Annotated in this window: 16 protein-coding genes; 10 read left to right on the top strand and 6 right to left on the bottom strand. The window is 69.0% G+C overall.

Translation table 11 applies throughout. The features are described 5' to 3' along the window. From nadE to E2169_RS00420, 3 genes are read right to left on the bottom strand one after another with little or no spacing between them, the layout of a single operon-like run. A complete protein-coding gene (nadE, locus tag E2169_RS00430) occupies window positions 1-987 on the bottom strand; it encodes an NAD(+) synthase (RefSeq protein ID WP_207918337.1) in 987 nt (328 codons plus the stop codon). Continuing rightward, on the bottom strand, window positions 987-2,483 hold the full coding sequence (locus E2169_RS00425) for a class I adenylate-forming enzyme family protein (RefSeq protein WP_132984655.1): 1,497 nt from the start codon (window positions 2,481-2,483) through the stop codon (window positions 987-989). The genes nadE and E2169_RS00425 overlap by 1 nt, the downstream gene beginning before the upstream one ends. A 14-nt stretch (window positions 2,484-2,497) precedes the next feature. Next, window positions 2,498-2,746 (bottom strand): acyl carrier protein, encoded by a 249-nt coding sequence (locus E2169_RS00420; RefSeq protein ID WP_132984654.1) that lies wholly within the window; start codon window positions 2,744-2,746, stop codon window positions 2,498-2,500. A 33-nt stretch (window positions 2,747-2,779) separates the two neighbouring features. On the opposite strand from E2169_RS00420, the gene E2169_RS00415 reads away from it, so the two are divergent. Beyond that, the gene (locus E2169_RS00415; RefSeq protein ID WP_207918336.1) at window positions 2,780-4,021 is read left to right on the top strand and encodes a PQQ-dependent sugar dehydrogenase; all 1,242 of its coding nucleotides are present in this window, start codon (window positions 2,780-2,782) and stop codon (window positions 4,019-4,021) included. Window position 4,022: 1 nt separating this feature from the next. Here the strand turns inward: E2169_RS00415 and asnB are convergent, their stop codons facing one another. The 3 genes from asnB to E2169_RS00400 are packed head-to-tail and all read right to left on the bottom strand — an operon-like array spanning window position 4,023 to window position 7,334. Further along, window positions 4,023-5,963, bottom strand: a complete 1,941-nt coding sequence (gene asnB / locus E2169_RS00410) for an asparagine synthase (glutamine-hydrolyzing) (protein WP_132984653.1) — start codon at window positions 5,961-5,963, stop codon at window positions 4,023-4,025. 44 nt (window positions 5,964-6,007) lie between these two features. Beyond that, the gene (locus tag E2169_RS00405) at window positions 6,008-6,619 is read right to left on the bottom strand and encodes a class I SAM-dependent methyltransferase (RefSeq protein WP_132984652.1); all 612 of its coding nucleotides are present in this window, start codon (window positions 6,617-6,619) and stop codon (window positions 6,008-6,010) included. Between the two features lie 4 nt (window positions 6,620-6,623). Continuing rightward, the gene (locus E2169_RS00400) at window positions 6,624-7,334 is read right to left on the bottom strand and encodes a J domain-containing protein (RefSeq protein ID WP_132984651.1); all 711 of its coding nucleotides are present in this window, start codon (window positions 7,332-7,334) and stop codon (window positions 6,624-6,626) included. Window positions 7,335-7,482: 148 nt separating this feature from the next. On the opposite strand from E2169_RS00400, the gene E2169_RS00395 reads away from it, so the two are divergent. Genes E2169_RS00395 through E2169_RS00355 form a run of 9 tightly spaced genes read left to right on the top strand, consistent with a single transcriptional unit; the run spans window position 7,483 to window position 18,091 of the window. Then, complete coding sequence (locus tag E2169_RS00395) at window positions 7,483-8,574, top strand: polysaccharide deacetylase family protein (RefSeq protein ID WP_132984650.1); 1,092 nt, start codon at window positions 7,483-7,485, stop codon at window positions 8,572-8,574. After that, complete coding sequence (locus E2169_RS00390) at window positions 8,571-9,848, top strand: O-antigen ligase family protein (protein ID WP_132984649.1); 1,278 nt, start codon at window positions 8,571-8,573, stop codon at window positions 9,846-9,848. The genes E2169_RS00395 and E2169_RS00390 overlap by 4 nt, the downstream gene beginning before the upstream one ends. Continuing rightward, window positions 9,845-11,395, top strand: coding sequence for an oligosaccharide flippase family protein (locus tag E2169_RS00385; protein WP_165942277.1), 1,551 nt, complete (start codon window positions 9,845-9,847; stop codon window positions 11,393-11,395). The genes E2169_RS00390 and E2169_RS00385 overlap by 4 nt, the downstream gene beginning before the upstream one ends. Beyond that, a complete protein-coding gene (locus E2169_RS00380; RefSeq protein WP_132984647.1) occupies window positions 11,392-12,747 on the top strand; it encodes a phenylacetate--CoA ligase family protein in 1,356 nt (451 codons plus the stop codon). The genes E2169_RS00385 and E2169_RS00380 overlap by 4 nt, the downstream gene beginning before the upstream one ends. Beyond that, window positions 12,744-13,865: a glycosyltransferase gene (locus E2169_RS00375; protein ID WP_132984646.1), complete on the top strand. Its 1,122-nt coding sequence runs from the start codon at window positions 12,744-12,746 to the stop codon at window positions 13,863-13,865. Before E2169_RS00380 ends, E2169_RS00375 begins: the two co-directional genes overlap by 4 nt. Then, on the top strand, window positions 13,862-15,022 hold the full coding sequence (locus E2169_RS00370) for a glycosyltransferase family 4 protein (protein ID WP_132984645.1): 1,161 nt from the start codon (window positions 13,862-13,864) through the stop codon (window positions 15,020-15,022). The genes E2169_RS00375 and E2169_RS00370 overlap by 4 nt, the downstream gene beginning before the upstream one ends. Before the next feature lie 8 nt (window positions 15,023-15,030). Then, window positions 15,031-15,672 carry a polysaccharide deacetylase family protein gene (locus E2169_RS00365; protein ID WP_132984644.1) on the top strand — a complete coding sequence of 214 codons (642 nt, stop codon included), beginning with the start codon at window positions 15,031-15,033 and terminating at the stop codon, window positions 15,670-15,672. Continuing rightward, the gene (locus E2169_RS00360; protein WP_132984643.1) at window positions 15,669-16,883 is read left to right on the top strand and encodes a glycosyltransferase family 4 protein; all 1,215 of its coding nucleotides are present in this window, start codon (window positions 15,669-15,671) and stop codon (window positions 16,881-16,883) included. Before E2169_RS00365 ends, E2169_RS00360 begins: the two co-directional genes overlap by 4 nt. Further along, window positions 16,880-18,091: a hypothetical protein gene (locus tag E2169_RS00355; RefSeq protein WP_207918335.1), complete on the top strand. Its 1,212-nt coding sequence runs from the start codon at window positions 16,880-16,882 to the stop codon at window positions 18,089-18,091. Before E2169_RS00360 ends, E2169_RS00355 begins: the two co-directional genes overlap by 4 nt. Window positions 18,092-18,108: the final 17 nt, after the last annotated feature.

Here is an 18,108-nt window from a genome sequence, read left to right as displayed (position 1 = left end):
TCAGTATCGGTGCGGTTCCAGCACCGGCTCGACCAGCACCGGCGGCCGATGCAGGTAGGCGGTGGTACGGCGCTTTGCGCGGATGTCGTCGTAGACCGCCTGCGCCTGCGCCTCGGTCACGCCCAGTGCGGCGGCGAGCTCTCCGGCGGGCCGGTCGTGGTTCAGCGCCCAGAGCGCCAGGTCCATTTGCGCGTACGGCAGCGCAAAATAGAACTCGTCCTGCCCCTGCGCCAGGGAGTAGGTGTCGGTGGTCGGTGTCGCCGAGGTCACGCGCCCGGGCAGGCCGAGGAAGCGCGCCATGCCGTACACCTGGCTCTTGTACAGGTGCGCGATCGGCTTGACGTCGGCCGCTCCGTCACCGTTCTTGACGAAGAAGCCCTGGTCGTACTCCAGCCGGTTCGGCGTGCCGGTCACCGCGTAGTTGAGGCGGTCGGCGTGGAAGTACTCTAGCGTCTTCCGGATGCGCTGCTTGAAGTTGGTGGCGGCAACGATGGTCAGGTAGGCATCGAGCGGAAGGTCCTGCTCGTGGCGCACGCCGGACGGCTCCTCGGCGACGATGCGGAAGCGGTTGATCAACCCCTGGGTGCCGCCGGCGATCACGATCTTGAACTTCCAGCCCTCGCCGTAGCCCGGCAGCACCATGCGCACGGCGGCGTCGCGTGCTTCGTAACAGCCGATCGACGCCAGGGCAGGCGCGATGTCCTGGGTGTGCACCCGCACGCCGAGGTGTCGTGCCAGCAGGTTCGCGCGCACCGCACTGTCATCGCTTGAATCGCGCTCGGGCAGGATCAGGCAAAACACGCGCTCGGGGCCCAGCGCACGCACCGCCAGCGCGGCGCAGGCGGTGCTGTCGATGCCGCCGGAGATGGCCACCACCAGCCCGCGCCGGTGCAGGTCGCGCGCGACGATGTGGCGCAGGCGCTGCGCGATGCGATCAGCCTCGGCTGCGTAGTCGAGGTCCAGCACGGATGGATCGAGCGTGGTCATCATATTTCCTGTGTCAGTGCGGCGCGCCGGACCTTGCCGGACGCGGTCCTCGGCAGCTCCGCCACGAAGGCGACCCGCTTCGGGATCTTGTGGCCTGCCAGCCGCTGCCGGCAGTGCGCCTTGACCGCCATCTCGTCCGGCGCATCGCCGTCCCTGACCAGGAAGGCGGCCACGACCTGGCCAAGCAGCGCGTCGTCCACGCCGGTGACCGCGACTTCGCGCACGCCCGGCAGTTCGGCGATCACCTCCTCCACGTCCTGCGGATGCACGCGGTGTGCGCCGGTCTTGATCATGTCGCTGCGGCGGCCGGCGAGCCAGAGGAAGCCGTCGGCATCGAGGTGGCCGAGATCGCCGGTGCGCAGCCAGCCGTCGACCAGGGTCGCAGCGGTCGCCTCGGGGGCGCTCCAGTAACCGGTCATGACGTTGTCGCCGCGGGCCCAGACTTCGCCGGACTCGCCCTGCGCGGCGTCGCTGCCATCCTCGCGCCGCACCCGTATCTCGACACCGGCGATCGGTGTGCCAACCGAGCCGAGCTTGTCGTCCAGCCGCTCCGGCGCGAGCCGGGTCAGCCGCGCGCTGGCCTCGGTCTGGCCATACATCACGAACAATCGCGCCTTCGGAAAGGCGTCGCGCACCCGCCGGGTGAGCGCCGGCGCCATCGCGCCGCCGGCCTGGGTGAGGTAGCGCAGCGACGACAGGTCGTACCGGTCCAGCTGGCCGCGCTCGAGCAGCAGCGCGAACGTCGACGGCACGCCTGGAAAGCCGGTGGCACGCTCGTGCGCGAGCGTCTCGGCGATCAGATGAGGGAACACGAGGTTGTCCGCGAGCACCACCCGTGCGCCGACTGCCAGGTGCGTGTGCAACACCGAGGCGCCATAGGCGTAGTGGAACGGCAGCACGCTGACCGTGCTGTCGCCGGGACCCAGCTGCAGGTAATCGATGATCGCGGCCGTGTTCGCGGCCATGTTGCGATGGGACAGCGCCACGCCCTTGGGCGCACCGGTGGTGCCCGAGGTGTAGAGGATCGCCGCCAACACGTCCGCGCCGGGCATCTGCAGGTCGGTGCTTGCGGCGGTGCCCGCGGTCGCGAATACCTCGTCCGGGGCCGCGGTCATGTCGGGCACCAGCGTCGGCACACCGGTGACGCGCGCCGCCTGCTCCGCATCGCCGTGCCCCTTGGCATGCACCAGCATGCGTGCGCCGCTGTGCCGAAGCCAGGGCACGAGGTCGCGCTCGCGTGCCTGTGGATTCAGCGGCACCACCGCCGCGCCCGCGCGCCAGATGCCGTACCACGCGATGGCGGCTTCGCCACCGTTGGGCAGGACCAGCGCGACGCGATCACCCGGCTGCACGCCGTGCGCGCGCAACGTACCGGCGAGTTGCAACGCTGCTGAGCGCAATCCACGGTACTCGAGCCGACGGTCACCCTGCTGGATCGCCGTGCGCGCCGGCATCGCCACCGCGGTGTCCTCAAGACGCGCGACCAGCGCCCGCATCGTGCGACCCCGGCTCAGGCGGCCAACCGGCCGTCGAGATAGCGGTCGATGGCCCCCAGGCTGTCGAAGTTGGCCGGCGTCATGTCCTCCGGTGGCACCCGCACGGGCCAGGTCTCCTCGATGAAGCCGATCAGCTCCAGGATGCCGGTGGAGTCGACGATGCCCTGCTGGATCAGGGAGCTATCATCGGCGAACGCGGATTCGTCATCGGTGAACAGGAAATTCCCGAGGATGAACTGTTTGATCTGTTGTCGCCGGCCCATGTGGATTCATTCCCCCGTTCGAGCAGATTGATGATGCCTTTCGACTCGCACGTCATACACCGTGGACCCGCGCGCGCCCTGCGCACCGGCCTCGCCGCCGGAAGCCTGTGCTTCCTGCTCGCGCTTGCCGCCTGTGGACTAGAACGTGATCCGGAGAGCGGTGCGGACATCAGCTCCACGCCGCGCTACCGCGCCGACGCGGAACCCGAGGTCATGGAAGGCGAACTCGGGCGCCATTCCGTGCGCGTGCTGGTCGATGGCCTGGTGCGTCCGTGGTCGCTCGCATTCCTGCCCGATGGCGACATGCTGGTGACCGAACGTCCGGGGCGGCTGCGGCGGATCTCGGCGGACGGCACGATCTCGGGACCGCTGGCCGGTGTACCCGATCTGTTCCTGCAAGGGCAAAGCGGCCTGCTCGACGTGGTGCCCTCCCCCACCTTCACCGACGACGGCCTCGTCTACCTGTCCTATGGCGAGCCGAACTGGCGCGGCAACAAGGGCGGCACCGCGGTCGCACGCGGGCGCCTGGGCGAACGCGGACTCGAAGACGCCGAGGTGGTGTTCCGGCAGGAACCGAAGCTGTCCAGCGGCAGCCACTTGGGTTCCAGGATCGTGTTCGACGACCAGGGCTTCTTGTTCATCGGCACCGGCGACAACCGCGTCAGCGGCGCCGCGCAGCTGCTCGACCACCTGCAGGGCAAGGTGGTGCGGTTGAATCCGGACGGCAGCGTCCCCGACGACAATCCCTTTGTCGGCCAGGACGGCGCGCGGCCGGAAATCTGGAGCTATGGCCACCGCAACGTCCAGGGCATGGCCCTGCACCCGGAGGCGCGGGTCCTGTGGAGCCACGAACACGGCCCGATGGGCGGCGACGAGATCAACCTGCCGCAGCCGGGCCGCAACTACGGCTGGCCGCTGGCCACCCATGGCGTCGACTACTCGGGCCAGCCGGTGCCCGAATCCCTTGGCGCCAGCGCCGAGGGCACCGAGCCGCCGCAGCATTACTGGCCGGTGTCACCGGCGGTCAGCGGCATGGCGTTCTACACCGGCGACGCCTTCCCGCAGTGGCGCGGCAATCTCTTCATCGGCGCGCTGGCCGGACAGGCCCTGATCCGGCTGGAGCTCGACGGCGACCGGGTCGTGCACGAGGAACGCCTGCTGCAGGGCCGGGACCGCATCCGCGACGTGCGGATCGGGCCGGATGGCTTCATCTACCTGCTCACCGACAGCACCGACGGCAAGCTGCTGCGGCTGGAGCCGGCTTCATCCCCGTAGGTCAGCGCGCGTCACCGGGCCGGTTGCGCAACAGCAGCAGCGTCGACAGCACGCCGACGAAGGCCTGGTTGTCGGCGAAGCCAACCGCCTTGCCGGCACGCGCCTTGGCGAACAGCCGCGTGGATGCCTCGACGTCGAACAGGCCGCTGGCACGCAGGTTGTCCGCGGAGAACATGTCCGCCACGTAATCCAGCGGCTTGCCGTCGACGAAGAAGCTGGCGCTGTCCGGCGCGCGGTAGGGCTGCTTGGTACGCCGGGCGATGTCGTCCGGCAGCAGGTCGGCGAGCGCGCGGCGCAGGATGTGCTTCTCGGTCAGGCCGCGGATCTTCCACGACGGCGGCAGGGTATTGGCGAACTCGATCAGGGTGTGGTCGAGATAGGGGTAGCGGCCCTCGATCGACCCCGCCATCGCCGCCCGGTCGCCCTGTGACGCAAGCAGGTAGCCGGCCAGCAGCGTCTTCGCCTCGACGTACTGGTCGCGAGCCAGCGGTGCCCAGTCGAGGATGTTCGGCGGCAGGCGCGACTCGGCGAAGGCCAGCGCGTCCCATTCCGACGCCTGCGCGCGCAGCTCCGGCGCCAGGAACGCGAACGCGCGCTGCGAGGTGGTCCAACGCGGCACGTGCGCGAAGATCGCGCGGTCGATGTGCTCCCTGCCCTGGCCGAAGAACGAGGCGGCGAACGCCGGGTTGGCCGCTGGAGAGTTCTCCAGGTAGCCGTACAGCCGCGACAGCAGCTTCGGCCGCAGCGTCGAGTCCGGCTGCCGCGCCCAGAAGCGGCGTACCTTGGCCTCCTTGAACAGGTCGTAGCCGCCGAACACCTCGTCGGCGCCCTCGCCGGTCAGCACCACGGTGTAGCCATGCGCGCGGACCGAATCAGCCAACAGCATCAGCGGCACCGCGGCGGTGCGCAGCACCGGGGTTTCGGCATGCGCGACCAGGCGCGGGAAGGCCTCGCCGATGTCCCCGGGCGAGATGCGCAGCGTGGAGTGGTCGGTGCCGAGGTGCCGCACCATGGCCAGCTGATGCTCGCTCTCGTCGAACTCCGGCTGATCGAATGCGACCGAGAAGGTGCGTACCGGGGTCGTGGTGAATCCGCGGACCAGCGCGACGATGCCCGAGGAATCCAGTCCGCCGCTGAGGTATGCGCCGACCGGAACGTCGGCGCGCAGCTGCAGGCGCACAGCGTCGATCAGCCGCTCGCGCAGCTCGCCGACCGCCTGCTCGATGTCCCCGAACCGCGCCGGCCGCGTGTCCGCCGCGTCGGGGAACGTCCAGTCCCAGTAGCGGCTCAGCGTTTCGCGGCCGTCCGCCTCGATGGCCAGCAGATGGCCTGGTGGCAGGCTGTGGACGTCCTCCCACGCGGTGTCCGGATCCAGCGGTGCCCAGTAGCTGAAGGCCTGCAGCAGGCCGCGCGTGGAGAGTCGCGCACGCTCGGGCACGGCCGCGAACAGCGCCTTCGTTTCGGAAGCGAACCACAGCGCGCCACGCGCCTTCATCCAGTACAGCGGCCGGATCCCGGCGCGGTCGCGCGCCAGCACCAGCCGCCGGCGCGCATCGTCCCACAGCGCGATCGCGAACTGGCCGTTGAGGTGTTCGACGAAGCGGTCGCCGTAGCGTTCGTACAGGTGCACGATCACCTCGGTGTCCGAACGCGTGTAGAACACGTGTCCGCGCGCCTCGAGGTCGGCGCGCAGTTCGACGAAGTTGAAGATCTCGCCGTTGAAGACCGTCCACACCGTGCGCGCCGGGTTGTGGATCGGCTGGTCGCCGGTGGCCAGGTCGATGATCGACAGCCGTGCGTGCGCCAGGCCGACGCCGGGCTCGACGTGGAAGCCGTAGCCGTCCGGCCCGCGGTGCGCGAGGGTGTGGATCATCCTTTCCAGCAGTGCCTGCTCCGCGCCCTCCGGCACGGGCTGGCCAAGGTAGCCCGCCAGTCCGCACATGGCTCAGCCCCCCTTGCGCACGACGTCAGCGCGTGACGAGCATGTCATCCGGGATTGCGCCACCAGCACACCATCCATGTTTCGCCCTCGTGCTGTATCCAGTCCTTGTGCAGGCCCGGGATCTCTTCCAGGTGCGGACCCACGCGGACCAGTGCCGGCACGAAGAAGGTGACCATGCAGACGCGACCGAGGTGGCTCATGCGCGCCAGCGTCGCCGGGATATCCTTGATGTAGTACAGCACCTCGCACGCCACGACGAGATCGAACCGGGCCTGCCGGTCGCCCCAGGGCTGGCCGTGGATGTCGGTCGCCGCGAAGTGCGCGTCCCGGACGCGTTCGCGCGCCCGTTCGACCGCGGTCGGACTGACGTCGATGCCATAGACCTCATCGGCAAGCTCGCGCAGGACCCGCGTCTGGTGGCCCTCGCCGCATCCCACCTCGAGCAACGTACCGACGCGCCCGAACGTGCGCGCAATCAGGGCGTTCGTGGCGGTGAAACGCGCCTGCTCCAGCCGGGACTCCATGTTCCAGGGATCACCCAGCCTGTAGGCCAGATCGAGGCGCTCGTAGTCGTCGGCCCCGCCAACGCCTCGCATCGCGTACTTCATCCACGTGCGGCGGACGGCCTTTCTCAGCTTCGCGTCGAACCAGCTCATGGGTTCACCATCGCCGTGTCGAAGCCGCGGCAACCGGGGGACAGCGACGCGCGCCCGCGGATGTCGCTGCCGTGCCGGAAGGACGGGACCGGGAGGCCTTCAGGGGACGCAGCGGTGAGCTGTACCAATCGATGACCTCCGCGCATTCGAAGCGCACCCAGGACGGTCCGTACTCCCAATGGGTGTCGCCGAACTCACGACTGACCGGGTCGCCCAGCAGCGCAAGCACGTCCCGCGCAGGCATTCCCCGCCGCAGGGCAATGGCCGCGGGTGGCGCCGTTTCCCGTTTATTTCCGATAACACTCTCGAGGAAACCCGGCAAAGGTGCCTCGGTGCGCGAAAGCCACCACACCAGCAACGCCGCAACCAGCACGATGCCGTACACGACAACCTTCGACGGCCTGCGCGCCTCCTGCTCCAGCTCGGGTTCGACCGCATCCTCCATCCGGCGCGCTGGCTCGGCAGGATCGTGGCGGCGCCGCACGGAAGGCGCTGGCGGCGCGCCGGGCAGGCGGCCGTAGTGGCGGTGGAAGTCGAGCGCCGCGGCGTAGCGCTGGTTCAGGGACTTGAGTGTGTCCCCGCCCGAGTCGCCGCCGCGATCGGGATGCAGGTCGGCCACCCGACGCCTGTAGGCCAGCCGCAGACCATCCATCGAACACTCGGGTTCGATGCCAAGCTCCCGGTACAGGACAAAGAAGTCGGTCTGGTGGGTCATCGCACGGTTCGACGGACGAATGATTCAAGACAGCGTACGCGAAAGCAGGCGCCCCCCGGCCAGTCGCAGCCATATGACGCGATGGCCACGCGCGCCTCGATTGCCTATTCTTCCGCGCAGCGACCGCGTCGGGGCCGCCCGTCGATCCATGTCGAGTGATCCCGCCACCACTGCACTCGAACCGCAGCCTGCGCCGGGACACCGCCAGCGGCTGGCCGCGCGCGCGCATGCCTGGCACCTGCTGCCGGCGCTGCAGACGGTTCGGGGACTGTTCCGGCGCGACCTGCGGGTCCTCGCCTACCATCGCGTCCGCAAGCTCGACCGCGACTTCGCATTCGATCCCGCGCTGGTCAGCGCCTCGCCGGCGGACTTCCGAAACCAGATGCGGCACGTGCGCGACCGGTTCCACCCCGTCTGCTGCCGCGAAGTCGTTGCCGCCCTTGACGGCGGCCCGATGCTGCCGCGCGATGCCGTGCTGGTGACGTTCGACGACGGTTACGACGACAACCATGCCGTCGCGTTCCCGATCCTGCGCGAACTCGGCGTGCCCGCGACGTTCTTCGTCGCCACCGGCCACATCGACAACGGCCTGCCCTATGCCTACGACTGGCTGGCGCACCTGGTCGTGACCATGGACGCCGGCCGGCTGCGCCTGCCCGACCTCGATGTGGACCTGCCGCTGCCGTCGGACCTCGACGCCAGGTACGCGCTCGTCGGTACCCTGCTCGACCGCCTGAAATATCTCGACGATGCCGGCCAGCAGGCCGTGATCAAGGGACTGGAACTCGAGCGCCGGCGCCCGCGGACACAGGCGCACGCCGACTGCCGGCCGATGACATGGGACCAGCTGCGCGAAATGCGTGCGGGCGGGATGGAGATCGGCGGTCACGGCGTGCACCACCGGATGCTTGCCAAGCTGCCGGACGGGCAGTTGCAGGCGGAAGTGGCCGAATGCCAGGCCAGGCTGACTGCGGAGCTGGGCGCGCCTGCAATCGCGATCTCGTATCCCGTCGGCGGCCCCGATGCCTACGATGCGCGGGTCGTCGACGAGATCCGCAGGCATGGCTTCCGGGTCGGCTTCAGTTACGTCAACGGCGTCAGCAAGCCGCGTACAGATGACCGCTATCGCCTGCTGCGCATGGCGGTGGAGACCCGCATCGATCCGGCCTGGTTCAAGGGCATGCTCGCACTGCCTGAGCTGTTCTCGTACCCGTCCAGGCTGAGGATTTATCCCTCATGATGCTGTTCCTGCTGATCTGGCTGGGCCTGGTGCTGATCCGCCCCCAGGAGTATCCCGCCCTGATCGACGTCGGCATCCCGATCCTGCCGCTTGCGATGCTGGGCGCGCTCGGCACCTGGGTGATCAGCCGCGAGCGGCGGCCGCTCAACCAGCCGACCTACCTGCTGTTCGCGGTGTTCATCGTCGTGGGCATGTTCACGATGGCGATCAATGGCTGGGTCGGCGGCGCGCTCATCCGCCTGTTCGAATTCCTGCCGTCGCTGTTCACCCTGGTGTTGGTCGCACAGGCCGCCCACTCACCGAAAAACTGCCTCCGGATCATGTGGATGATCTCGCTTTGCGCCATCGTACTGGCGATCCACGGCATCGAGCAGGTGAAGCTCGGCCAGGGCTGGACCGGCATGCCGCTCGTCCAGGACGGGCGCATCCAGTACGTCGGCATCTTCAGCGACCCCAACGACCTGGCGATGCTGTTCATCATGGCGATACCGATGGCGCTGCTGATGGCAGGCCGCGGCGGGCTGCTCGGGCTGCGCCGCCTGTTCTGGTGGGCGGTGGCGCTCACCCTGCTGTATGGCGTCTACCTGACCGATTCGCGCGGCGGCTTCCTCGCCGTGATGGCGATGGCAGGCATCTGGCTGTGGCTGCGTCGCGGCCTGATCGTTGCCGGCACCCTGGGCGCAGCGGGCATGGCCGGCCTGATGATGTTGCCGACCCGCATGCAGGAACTCGATGCCGGCGAATCATCCGCCTACGGCCGCATCGAAACCTGGTACGACGGTATCCAGATGTTCATCGCCAACCCGGTGTTTGGCGTGGGCGTCGGCAACTTCACCTCGCATACCCTCCTGACCGCGCACAACTCCTTCGTGCTGGTCCTCGCCGAAACCGGAATCATCGGATACACGGTCTGGCTGGCGATGGTGGGTTATTGCTTCCTGATGCCGGTCACGGTGTTGCGGCGTCCTGCGGCCATTGAAGACCCCGAACGCCAGCACCTGTGGACCGTGGAGCGGCGGATGGCGATGACCCTGCTGATCTCGATGGCCGGATTCTTCGCCTGCGCCTTCTTCCTCAGCCGCAGCTACGTGATCCTGCTCTACATCCTGCTGGGCCTGGTCACCGGCTGGTACGGCGGCGCGCAGGAGCGCTGGCAGGACCTGCCGGCCTTCAGCGTGCGGCGCGACTGGTTCAAATGGTGCGTGGCATCGGTGGCCAGCGCGGTCGCGCTGTGGCTGGTCGTCAAGGTCCTGTTCGTGCTGGCGGGTTCATGAACACGCGCGGCCAGGTCATCCGCAACACCCTGTTCTCCTCGGTGGGCATCTACACCGAGTACGTCCTCGGCATGCTGACCTCGATCATCATCGCGCGGCATCTGGGACCCGCGGACTTCGGCAGCTACAGCCTGGTGATCTGGCTGGTGGCGATCGGCGTGGTGATCACCAACGCTGGACTGTCCAGCGCGGTCATCAAGTTCGTGGCCGAGTTGCGTGGCGCCGGTCGCGACGCGCAGATCCGCTCCCTGCTGGCCTGGGTCCGGCGCGTGCAGGCCGGCTTCCTGGCGGTGGTGCTGCTGGGCGGCACGATATTGTTCATGCTCCATGGGCAGCAGCTCATGCCCGGATTCGACCACGCCGTGCTGCTTGCGATCCTGCTGGTCACGACGGTGCTGCGCGCCCTGTACATGCTCAACGTCAGCACGGCCAAGGGCTTCGAGAACTTCCGGGCAACCGCCGTCATCGCGGTCATCGTCGCGCCGCTCAACCTGCTGCTGATCCTCATGGTCTGGTGGCTGGACGGGCCGATGGAGTGGTTCCTGGGAACCTTCACGGCTTCCAGCTTCGCGTTCTGGTGGGTCTCGCGCCGACAGGTCGCGCCGCTGCTTCCCCCCGCAGGCGAGTGCGAGCCGCTCGACGATGCGACGCGCAAGCGCCTGCGCAGCTACACGACCCTGGTCGCGGTCATCGTGGCGGTCAGCTTCATCACCGCGAGCGAGGTCGAAGTGCTGATCCTGACCCTCTTCGATTCGGCGGCCTCGGCCGGCCAGTTCAAGGTCGCCTTCCAGCTCTCGACCGGCGCGCTGTTGCTGGTGCCCGGCGTCTTCGGCGCGCTGTTGCTGCCGATGATGGCCAACGCACTGGCCCAGGGTCGCGAGGTCGCGAGCCGGCGGCTGTCGATGTCGACCACCTACCTCGCCGCGCTGGCGGCACCGCTGGTGGCGTTCGGCATTGTCTTCGCCAGCGAGATCATCCACCTGCTGTACGGCGCGGCGTTCTCGCCGGCGGCGTTCGCGTTCGCCTGTTGCCTCGCTGCGGGGCTGGTATCGGTGGTCTCGCAGGCCGCATCCAGCTATCTGCTGGGTTCAGACCGGCAACGCGCGCTGCTGATCACAGTGATCGCGTGCTCGCTGGTCAAGATTGGACTGGACGTGGTCCTGATCCGCCAGTACGGATTGAACGGGGCGGTCGCTGCATTCGCCGCGACCAGCGCGCTGATGGGTTTACTGGTGATCGGCCTTGCGCTGCACTACAGCGGCGCAAGGCTGGAGTGGGCACGCATCGTGCGGCTACTGGTCGCGGCCGCGATCGCGGCCGCCGCGGCGTGGACGGTGCGGGGGCACCTGGCCGACCTGCCCACCCTGGCGATCGGCGGGGCGCTGCTGGCGGCGCTGTATGCCGCCGGCACCCTGCTGCTCGGCTTCTGGAGCGCCGCGGACCTTCGCCACTTCCAGCAACTGCACGAACACCTGGGCAAGGGGCGCCCGGCCATTGTCGGTCGTCTCCTCGGCTGGGCCGTGCGTCGCGCGGAGACTGCCGCATGAACCTGTACGAGCACGCTTTCCGTCGCGCCATGTTCCCGTCGTACGAAGCGTTGCGGGGGCGCAAGACCCTGCGCTACCTCGGCGAGTACGAGGCCAACCAGTGGCGCTCTCCGGAGCAGCTCGCGGAAATCCAGTGGTCCAGGCTCAAGGCCCTGGTTGCGCATTGCTGGCAGGACGTGCCGTTCTACCGCGCCCGCTGGCAGGCAGTGGGATTCGAGCCCGGCGACCTCAGGTCCATGCAGGACTACGCGCGACTGCCGGTCTTGACCAAGGCCGACATCCGCGCCCACCACGAGGACCTCAAGGCGCGCTCTCTGCGAGGCGGACTGCTGTACAAGGCAACCGGTGGCTCCACCGGCGAGCCTCTGCGCTTCGGCTTCACCCGCGAGAGCAACGACCGCCGCACCGCCGTGATGTGGCGCGGCTACGGCTGGACCGGCGCACGGATGGGGCGGCGCACCCTGTTCCTGTGGGGGGGCGCGGTCGGCGAGCCGACCCGCACCGCACAGCTGAAGGACCGGCTGTTCCACGCCGCCTTCCATCGCCGCATGCTCAATTGCTTCCTGATGCGCGACGACAACATGGCGGCCTACGCCGATGCCATCGCGGCCTACCGGCCCGAAGTGATCGTGGCCTACGTCGACCCCATTTTCCGTCTTTCCAAGTGGCTGCTCGCGCAGGGCCGCAGCATCCCCGGAGTGGTGTCGGTGCTGGGTGCCGCCGAAGCGCTGCATGACTTCCAGCGACCGGTCATCGAAGCCGCGTTCCCGGGCGCGAAGGCCTACAACACCTATGGATGCCGCGAATTCATGCTCATCGCCTGCGAAGCGGAGGATCGCGACGGGCTGCTGGTCAGCGCCGACCACCTGGTGGTCGAGCTGGTGAACGCGTCGCGCGCCAGAGACGGCAACGAGACCGGGGAACTCGCCATTACCGACCTGCACAACCTGGGCATGCCCTTCATCCGCTACGTCAACGGCGACATCGCCAGCCGGAAAGGCCCCTGGCACACCACAGGGCGGCGCGGGCTGCCGCACCTGAGCCGGATCGACGGACGGCGCCTGGACGCCATCCGCACGCCCGACGGCCGCGTGCTGCCGGGCGAATTCTTCCCGCACATGCTCAAGGACGTCGCCGGCGTGCGCCGCTTCCAGGTCGTGCAGGACAGCCTCGAACGCTTCACGCTCAAGGTGGTGCCCGGCGACGGGTTCGGCGCCGAGCAGGAAGCCTACGTGCGACGCGAGATCTCGAAGGTGCTCGGCAGTGACGCCAGCCTCGACCTGCAGCGCGTCGACGACATCCCGCTCACCGCCAGCGGCAAGTTCCGCGTGACCGTGTCGAGGCTGCCGTGAGGATCAGCCACGTCGTGGAGAACCTGAACCGCGGCGGCCTTGAGCGCGTCGTCATCGACCTTGCCAAGGCCCAGGCGGCGACGGGCCACGACTGCCAGGTCATCTGCCTGTTCGAAGCGGGCTCGCTGGCGCCGGAACTCGCCTCCCATGGGATTCCCGTGATCGCCTGCGGCAAACGCGACGGCGCCGACCTGCGCGCGATCTGGCGCCTGCGGCGCGCACTCGCCGCGCAGCGCACCGAAGTCCTGCACAGCCACAACGACATCCCGCACTACTACGCGATGGTCGCCGCGCTCGGTCTCGGCCTGCGCCGGGTGGTGAACACCCGCCACGGCATGGGCGGCTCGAATCCGGCCAGCCGCCGCGAACGGCTGTTCCGGCAATCGATGCGCTGGACCGACGTGGCGGTGGCGGTCTCCGAGGCGGCCGGCCGGCGACTCGCCGACGTCGGCCTGGTTCCGCCACACAAGCTGCATGTGTTGCCGAACGGCATCCGCGCACACGCGTTCCGCGAGCGCGATCCGCAGTCGCGCGCGCAGCTGGCCACCAGTCTTGGACTCGCGCCCGATACGCAGCTCGTCGGCTTCGTCGGCCGCCTGAACTGGGCCAAGGACCTGGGAACCATGATCGCCGCCTTCGCCCACGTCCATGCGCGGCGTGACGACGTCGCGCTGGTGCTGGTCGGGGAAGGCGGGGACCGCAGCGCCCTGGAAACCGCGATCGCGCAGGCCGGCGTCGGCGACCACGTGTTCCTGCTGGGCGACCGCAGCGACGTACACGAGCTGCTGCCGGCGTTCTCGATGTTCGCGATGTCGTCGATTTCGGAAGGCTATTCGATCGCACTGCTCGAAGCCTGCGCCTGCGCCCTGCCGATCGTGGCGACGCGGGTCGGCGGCAACAGCGAGATCGTCACCGACGGTGTCAATGGCCTGGTCGTGCCCCCACGCGATCCCGAGGCGCTGGCCGCCGCGATCGACAACCTCCTCGATGACCCGCGGCGTGCAGCGGAGATGGGCCGCGCCGGTCGCGCCTGGCTGCTGTCGAACGCGACGTTCGAGGTGATGGCTTCGCGCTACCGCGACGTGTACGCGAACGGGCACGCGAATGGGCGCGCATGAAGATCCTTGCCCTGACCAACCTGTTCCCCACCGCATGGGATCCCCTGCGCGCCAGCTTCAACCGGCAGCAGTTCGACAGGCTCGCGCGGTTCCACGACCTCGAAGTCATGGTCGCGGTCGACTTCCGCGAGCGCCGGCGGGGTCCGCGCGGTGCGCCACCGGTGCTCGAGTACGCGCGGACCTCGGACTTCACGTTCTGGTATCCGCCGCGCATCGGTCGCAGCCTGCACGGGCTGGCCTGGTATGCCTCGCTGCTGGCGCAGCGCGGCGCACGATTGCGGCGTGAACGCTACGACCTGCTGTTTGCCAGCTGGGGATATCCCGACGCGGTCGGCACTGCGCGGCTGGCCCGGACGCTCGACCTGCCGTACGTGGTGAAGGTCCACGGCAGCGACCTCAACGTGCAGGCCAACCACCGGCTGCGCCGGCCGCAGATCGCGTCCGCGCTGCGCGGCGCGCGGGCGGTGATCGCGGTCAGCGATGCGCTCGCCGGCAAGGCGCGCGAACTGGGCGTGGACGAAGACCGCGTCCACCTGCTCTACAACGGCGTCGACAGCGAGCGCTTCCATCCCGGCGACCAGGCCGCTGCACGCAGGGCGCTGGGCCTGCCGCTGGACGCACCGCTCATCCTCTACGTCGGCAACCTCAAGGAGAGCAAGGGCTGCCTCGACCTGATCGAAGCGTTCCCCGCCGTGCTTGCGCGGCATCCGCGGGCGCGGCTCGCGTTCGTCGGCGGCGGCGCGGCCGGCACGGCGCTGGCGCGGCGCGCTCAGCAGCTCGGCATCGCAGACCGCGTGGACCTTGCCGGCGAGCGCCCGCACGACCAGTTGCCGGTGTGGATGCAGGCGGCGGACCTGCTCAGCCTGCCCAGCCACAACGAAGGTGTGCCCAACGTCGTGCTCGAAGCGATGGCCTGCGGACTCCCTGTGGTCGCGACCCGCGTCGGCGGCATTCCGGAAGTCCTGCCTGCGCACGCCGGCGTGCTGGTTCCGGCACGCGACCGCGCGGCGCTGGGCAAGGCGCTGGCTGATGCGCTCCGGCGGGAATGGTCGCGCGGCGAGATCCTCGAGCAGGCCGGCAAGTTCCGCTGGGACGACAATGTCCGCCGCCTCGATCGCATCTTGCGCGATTCAGCCGGTCCCCCTTCCCTCCCATGAGCCGAACCGTGCAGCCCCGATCCCGCAAGACACGCCTGCTCGGCCTCCTGCCCGCGCGCCTGGTGACCACGCGCGCACGGGTCCGCCGCAGGACGCTCTACCTGACCTTCGACGACGGTCCGCATCCGGAATTCACCCCACCCGTGCTCGACCTGCTCAAGACGCACGGCGCGACCGCAACGTTCTTCCTGATCGGCGACCGCATCGACCGGCACCCCGGCGTCGTGCGCCGGATCGTCGACGAGGGGCACGCGCTGGGAAACCATTCCTGGAGCCACCCGCTCATGGGCGACCTGCCGCTGCCGGACCAGATCGACCAGATCGCGCGGACCGATGCCGCGCTGTCCGCCTTCGATGGCCGCACACTGCATCCGTTCCGCCCTCCCTGCGGCGCACTGCCGGCGAACCTGCTGCTCCACTTCGCCCGCGTCGGCCGCACGATCGCGTTCTGGTCGTACGACAGCCACGATTACGAACAACTGCCCGCGTCGACCCTGCTGACGCAGATCCGGGCCAAGCCACCGCGGTCGGGCGATACCGTCCTGATGCACGACGACACCGCGGAGACCGTGGAGCTGCTGGCCGAACTTCTGCCGCAGTGGTGCGCCGACGGTTTCGAAGTCCGCGCAATGCCGGCGGGACGCGGATGAAGGTCCTCTACCACCACCGCACCCAGGGCCGCCGCGTCGAAGGCGTCCACATCCGGGGCGTGGCCAACGCGCTGCGCGAGCTCGGACACGAGGTTCGCGTCGTGTCGTTCCCCGGCGCGGATCCCGAGCTCGAGCCCGGCGTGCCCTCCGGACCGGGGCCGGCGAAGGGATTGGCAGCGAGCCCTGCGGCGGCGGGCGACGAAAAGGGCCGCCTCGCCGGCCTCGTCAGCCGTCTGCCGGGGGTGCTGTTCGAGTTCGCCGAGATCGGCTACAACCTGCTCACCTGGTGGCGCATCCGCGTCGAGATCGCGCGCAGCCGGCCCGACTTCATCTACGAACGCTACTCCCTGTTCCTGTTCATGACGATCTGGATCGCGCGCCGCCGCGGCATCCCGGTCATCCTCGAGATCAACGATTCGGCGGTCGTCCAGCGCCTGCGCCCCCTGTGGCTGAAGCCCCTGGCCCGGCGCATCGAGGCCTGGTGCCTGACCCGGGCGACGGGCATCGTGTTCATTTCCACCTACTTCAAGGAACTGCTCACCACGCATTACGGGCAGCTGCCGCCATCCGTTGTGTCGCCGAACGCGGTCGACGCCCGCTTCGACCCCGGGCGCCACGACCGTGACGAACTGCGTCGCCGGCACGACCTCGAGGGCCGCGTCGTCTGTGGCCACATGGGCGTGTTCGCCCGCTGGCACGGCGTGCCCGGTTTCGTCGAGGCGATCATCGACCGGCTGCAGGACACACCTGCGTTGACCCTGCTGCTGGTCGGGGACGGCGCCGACCTGCCGGCGGTGCGCCGCGAAGTGGAGGCGCGCGGGCTCGGCGACCGCATCCGCCTGCCCGGCCGCGTGCCGCATCACCAGATTCCCGAATGGATTGCCTGCATGGACTACGCATTCCTGCCCGACTCCAACGAGTACGGCTCACCGATGAAGCTGTTCGAACTGATGGCCATGGGCGTCGCGGTGGTCGCGCCGGACTACGACCCCATCGCCGAAGTCATCGAACCTGGCACGACCGGCTGGCTGTTCCCGCGCAAGGACATGCGCGCCTGTGTCGACCAGGTGATCGAACTGTCCGGTCGCACGGACGAGCGGCAGCGCGTGGGCGCCGCGGCGCGCGGCTATATCGAGCGCGAACGACGCTGGCGCAACAACGCCACGCAGCTGCTGTCGCTGCTCCCCGGAGCAGGCAAGGCATCGACATGACCGCAATCCCGTGGCTCGCCACCGCTGTCGTCGCCGTCGCCGTCGCCGTCTCCGTCGCGATCGTGCTGGTGGTGGCCCGCTTCATCCGCGCGCGCAACATGCAGATATGGCTGCCTGCCTACCTGCGCCGCAAGCCGCGCGCGTCCCACCAGGGGCCGACGCACGTGATGTTCTGCTTCGTCGACCATTACGAACCGATGCACGGCCACCCCGGCCTCGAAACCCAGCGCGCGCGTGTCGACCGCTGGTGCCGCGACTACCGCGCGCTTGCCGACCGCCATCGCGATGCCGACGGCCGCCGCCCGCAGCATGGCTTCTTCTATCCGGAGGAGGAGTACCTCGAGGAGCACCTGGCCAAGCTGGAGGCGCTGTGCCGCGACGGCTATGGCGAGCTGGAGGTGCACCTGCACCACGACGACGACACCGAAGCCAACTTCCGCGAATCGATCACGCGCTTCAAGCAGCTCCTGCATGACCGCCACGGCGCCCTGCCCCGGCATCCGGAGACCGGCGAGATCATGTTCGGGTTCATCCACGGCAACTGGTGCCTGGACAACTCGCGTCCGGACGGACGCTGGTGCGGACTCGACAACGAACTGGTCCTGCTGCGCGAGTTGGGCTGCTACGCCGACTTCACCATGCCCTCGGCGCCCAGCGACACCCAGACCCGCACGATCAACTCGATCTACTACGCCACTGACGATCCGTTGCAACCGAAGTCGCACGACCGCGGCGTCCCGGTACGCGCCGGGGGCACGCCGACGGGCGACCTGCTGCTGGTGCAGGGCCCCGTCGGGCTGAACTGGCGCGACCGCAGGCACGGCTTCGTGCCACGGGTGGAGAACGCGGATATCCGCGCCAACTACCCGCCCACGCCTGCGCGCGTCGACGGCTGGGTCGAAACAGGCATCCACGTCGAGGGCCGCCCCGAGTGGATCTTCATCAAGATCCATACCCACGGCGCCCCCGAAAAGGAAGCCGACGTCGTGCTCGGCCCGGCGGTGGACGCGATGTTCAGCCACCTCGAACAGCACTACAACGACGGCGAGCGCTACGTCCTGCACTACGTCAACGCCCGCGAAGTGTTCAATATCGTCAAGGCGGCCGAAGCCGGCCACGGCGGCGACCCGCACGACTGGCGCGACTTCATCCTGCCGCCGCCGCCCAACCGGTGCGCAACGGGGACGACATGCGCGGCATCGGCCTGATCCAGCGCCGGGGCAGG

It is taken from the genome of Luteimonas terricola (assembly GCF_004352845.1).
GTDB classification, from domain to species: Bacteria; Pseudomonadota; Gammaproteobacteria; order Xanthomonadales; family Xanthomonadaceae; genus Luteimonas; species Luteimonas terricola.
This window is presented reverse-complemented; position numbering and strand designations above follow the sequence as displayed.

Coding starts and splice junctions, on each gene's coding strand:
- nadE (WP_207918337.1), bottom strand. CDS start 987: ATGACCACGCTCGATCCATCCGTGCTGGACCTCGACTACGCAGCCGAG.
- E2169_RS00415 (WP_207918336.1), top strand. CDS start 2,780: ATGCCTTTCGACTCGCACGTCATACACCGTGGACCCGCGCGCGCCCTG.
- E2169_RS00400 (WP_132984651.1), bottom strand. CDS start 7,334: ATGACCCACCAGACCGACTTCTTTGTCCTGTACCGGGAGCTTGGCATC.
- E2169_RS00390 (WP_132984649.1), top strand. CDS start 8,571: ATGATGCTGTTCCTGCTGATCTGGCTGGGCCTGGTGCTGATCCGCCCC.
- E2169_RS00395 (WP_132984650.1), top strand. CDS start 7,483: ATGTCGAGTGATCCCGCCACCACTGCACTCGAACCGCAGCCTGCGCCG.
- E2169_RS00380 (WP_132984647.1), top strand. CDS start 11,392: ATGAACCTGTACGAGCACGCTTTCCGTCGCGCCATGTTCCCGTCGTAC.
- E2169_RS00420 (WP_132984654.1), bottom strand. CDS start 2,746: ATGGGCCGGCGACAACAGATCAAACAGTTCATCCTCGGGAATTTCCTG.
- E2169_RS00355 (WP_207918335.1), top strand. CDS start 16,880: ATGACCGCAATCCCGTGGCTCGCCACCGCTGTCGTCGCCGTCGCCGTC.
- E2169_RS00360 (WP_132984643.1), top strand. CDS start 15,669: ATGAAGGTCCTCTACCACCACCGCACCCAGGGCCGCCGCGTCGAAGGC.
- E2169_RS00385 (WP_165942277.1), top strand. CDS start 9,845: ATGAACACGCGCGGCCAGGTCATCCGCAACACCCTGTTCTCCTCGGTG.
- asnB (WP_132984653.1), bottom strand. CDS start 5,963: ATGTGCGGACTGGCGGGCTACCTTGGCCAGCCCGTGCCGGAGGGCGCG.
- E2169_RS00425 (WP_132984655.1), bottom strand. CDS start 2,483: ATGCGGGCGCTGGTCGCGCGTCTTGAGGACACCGCGGTGGCGATGCCG.
- E2169_RS00370 (WP_132984645.1), top strand. CDS start 13,862: ATGAAGATCCTTGCCCTGACCAACCTGTTCCCCACCGCATGGGATCCC.
- E2169_RS00405 (WP_132984652.1), bottom strand. CDS start 6,619: ATGAGCTGGTTCGACGCGAAGCTGAGAAAGGCCGTCCGCCGCACGTGG.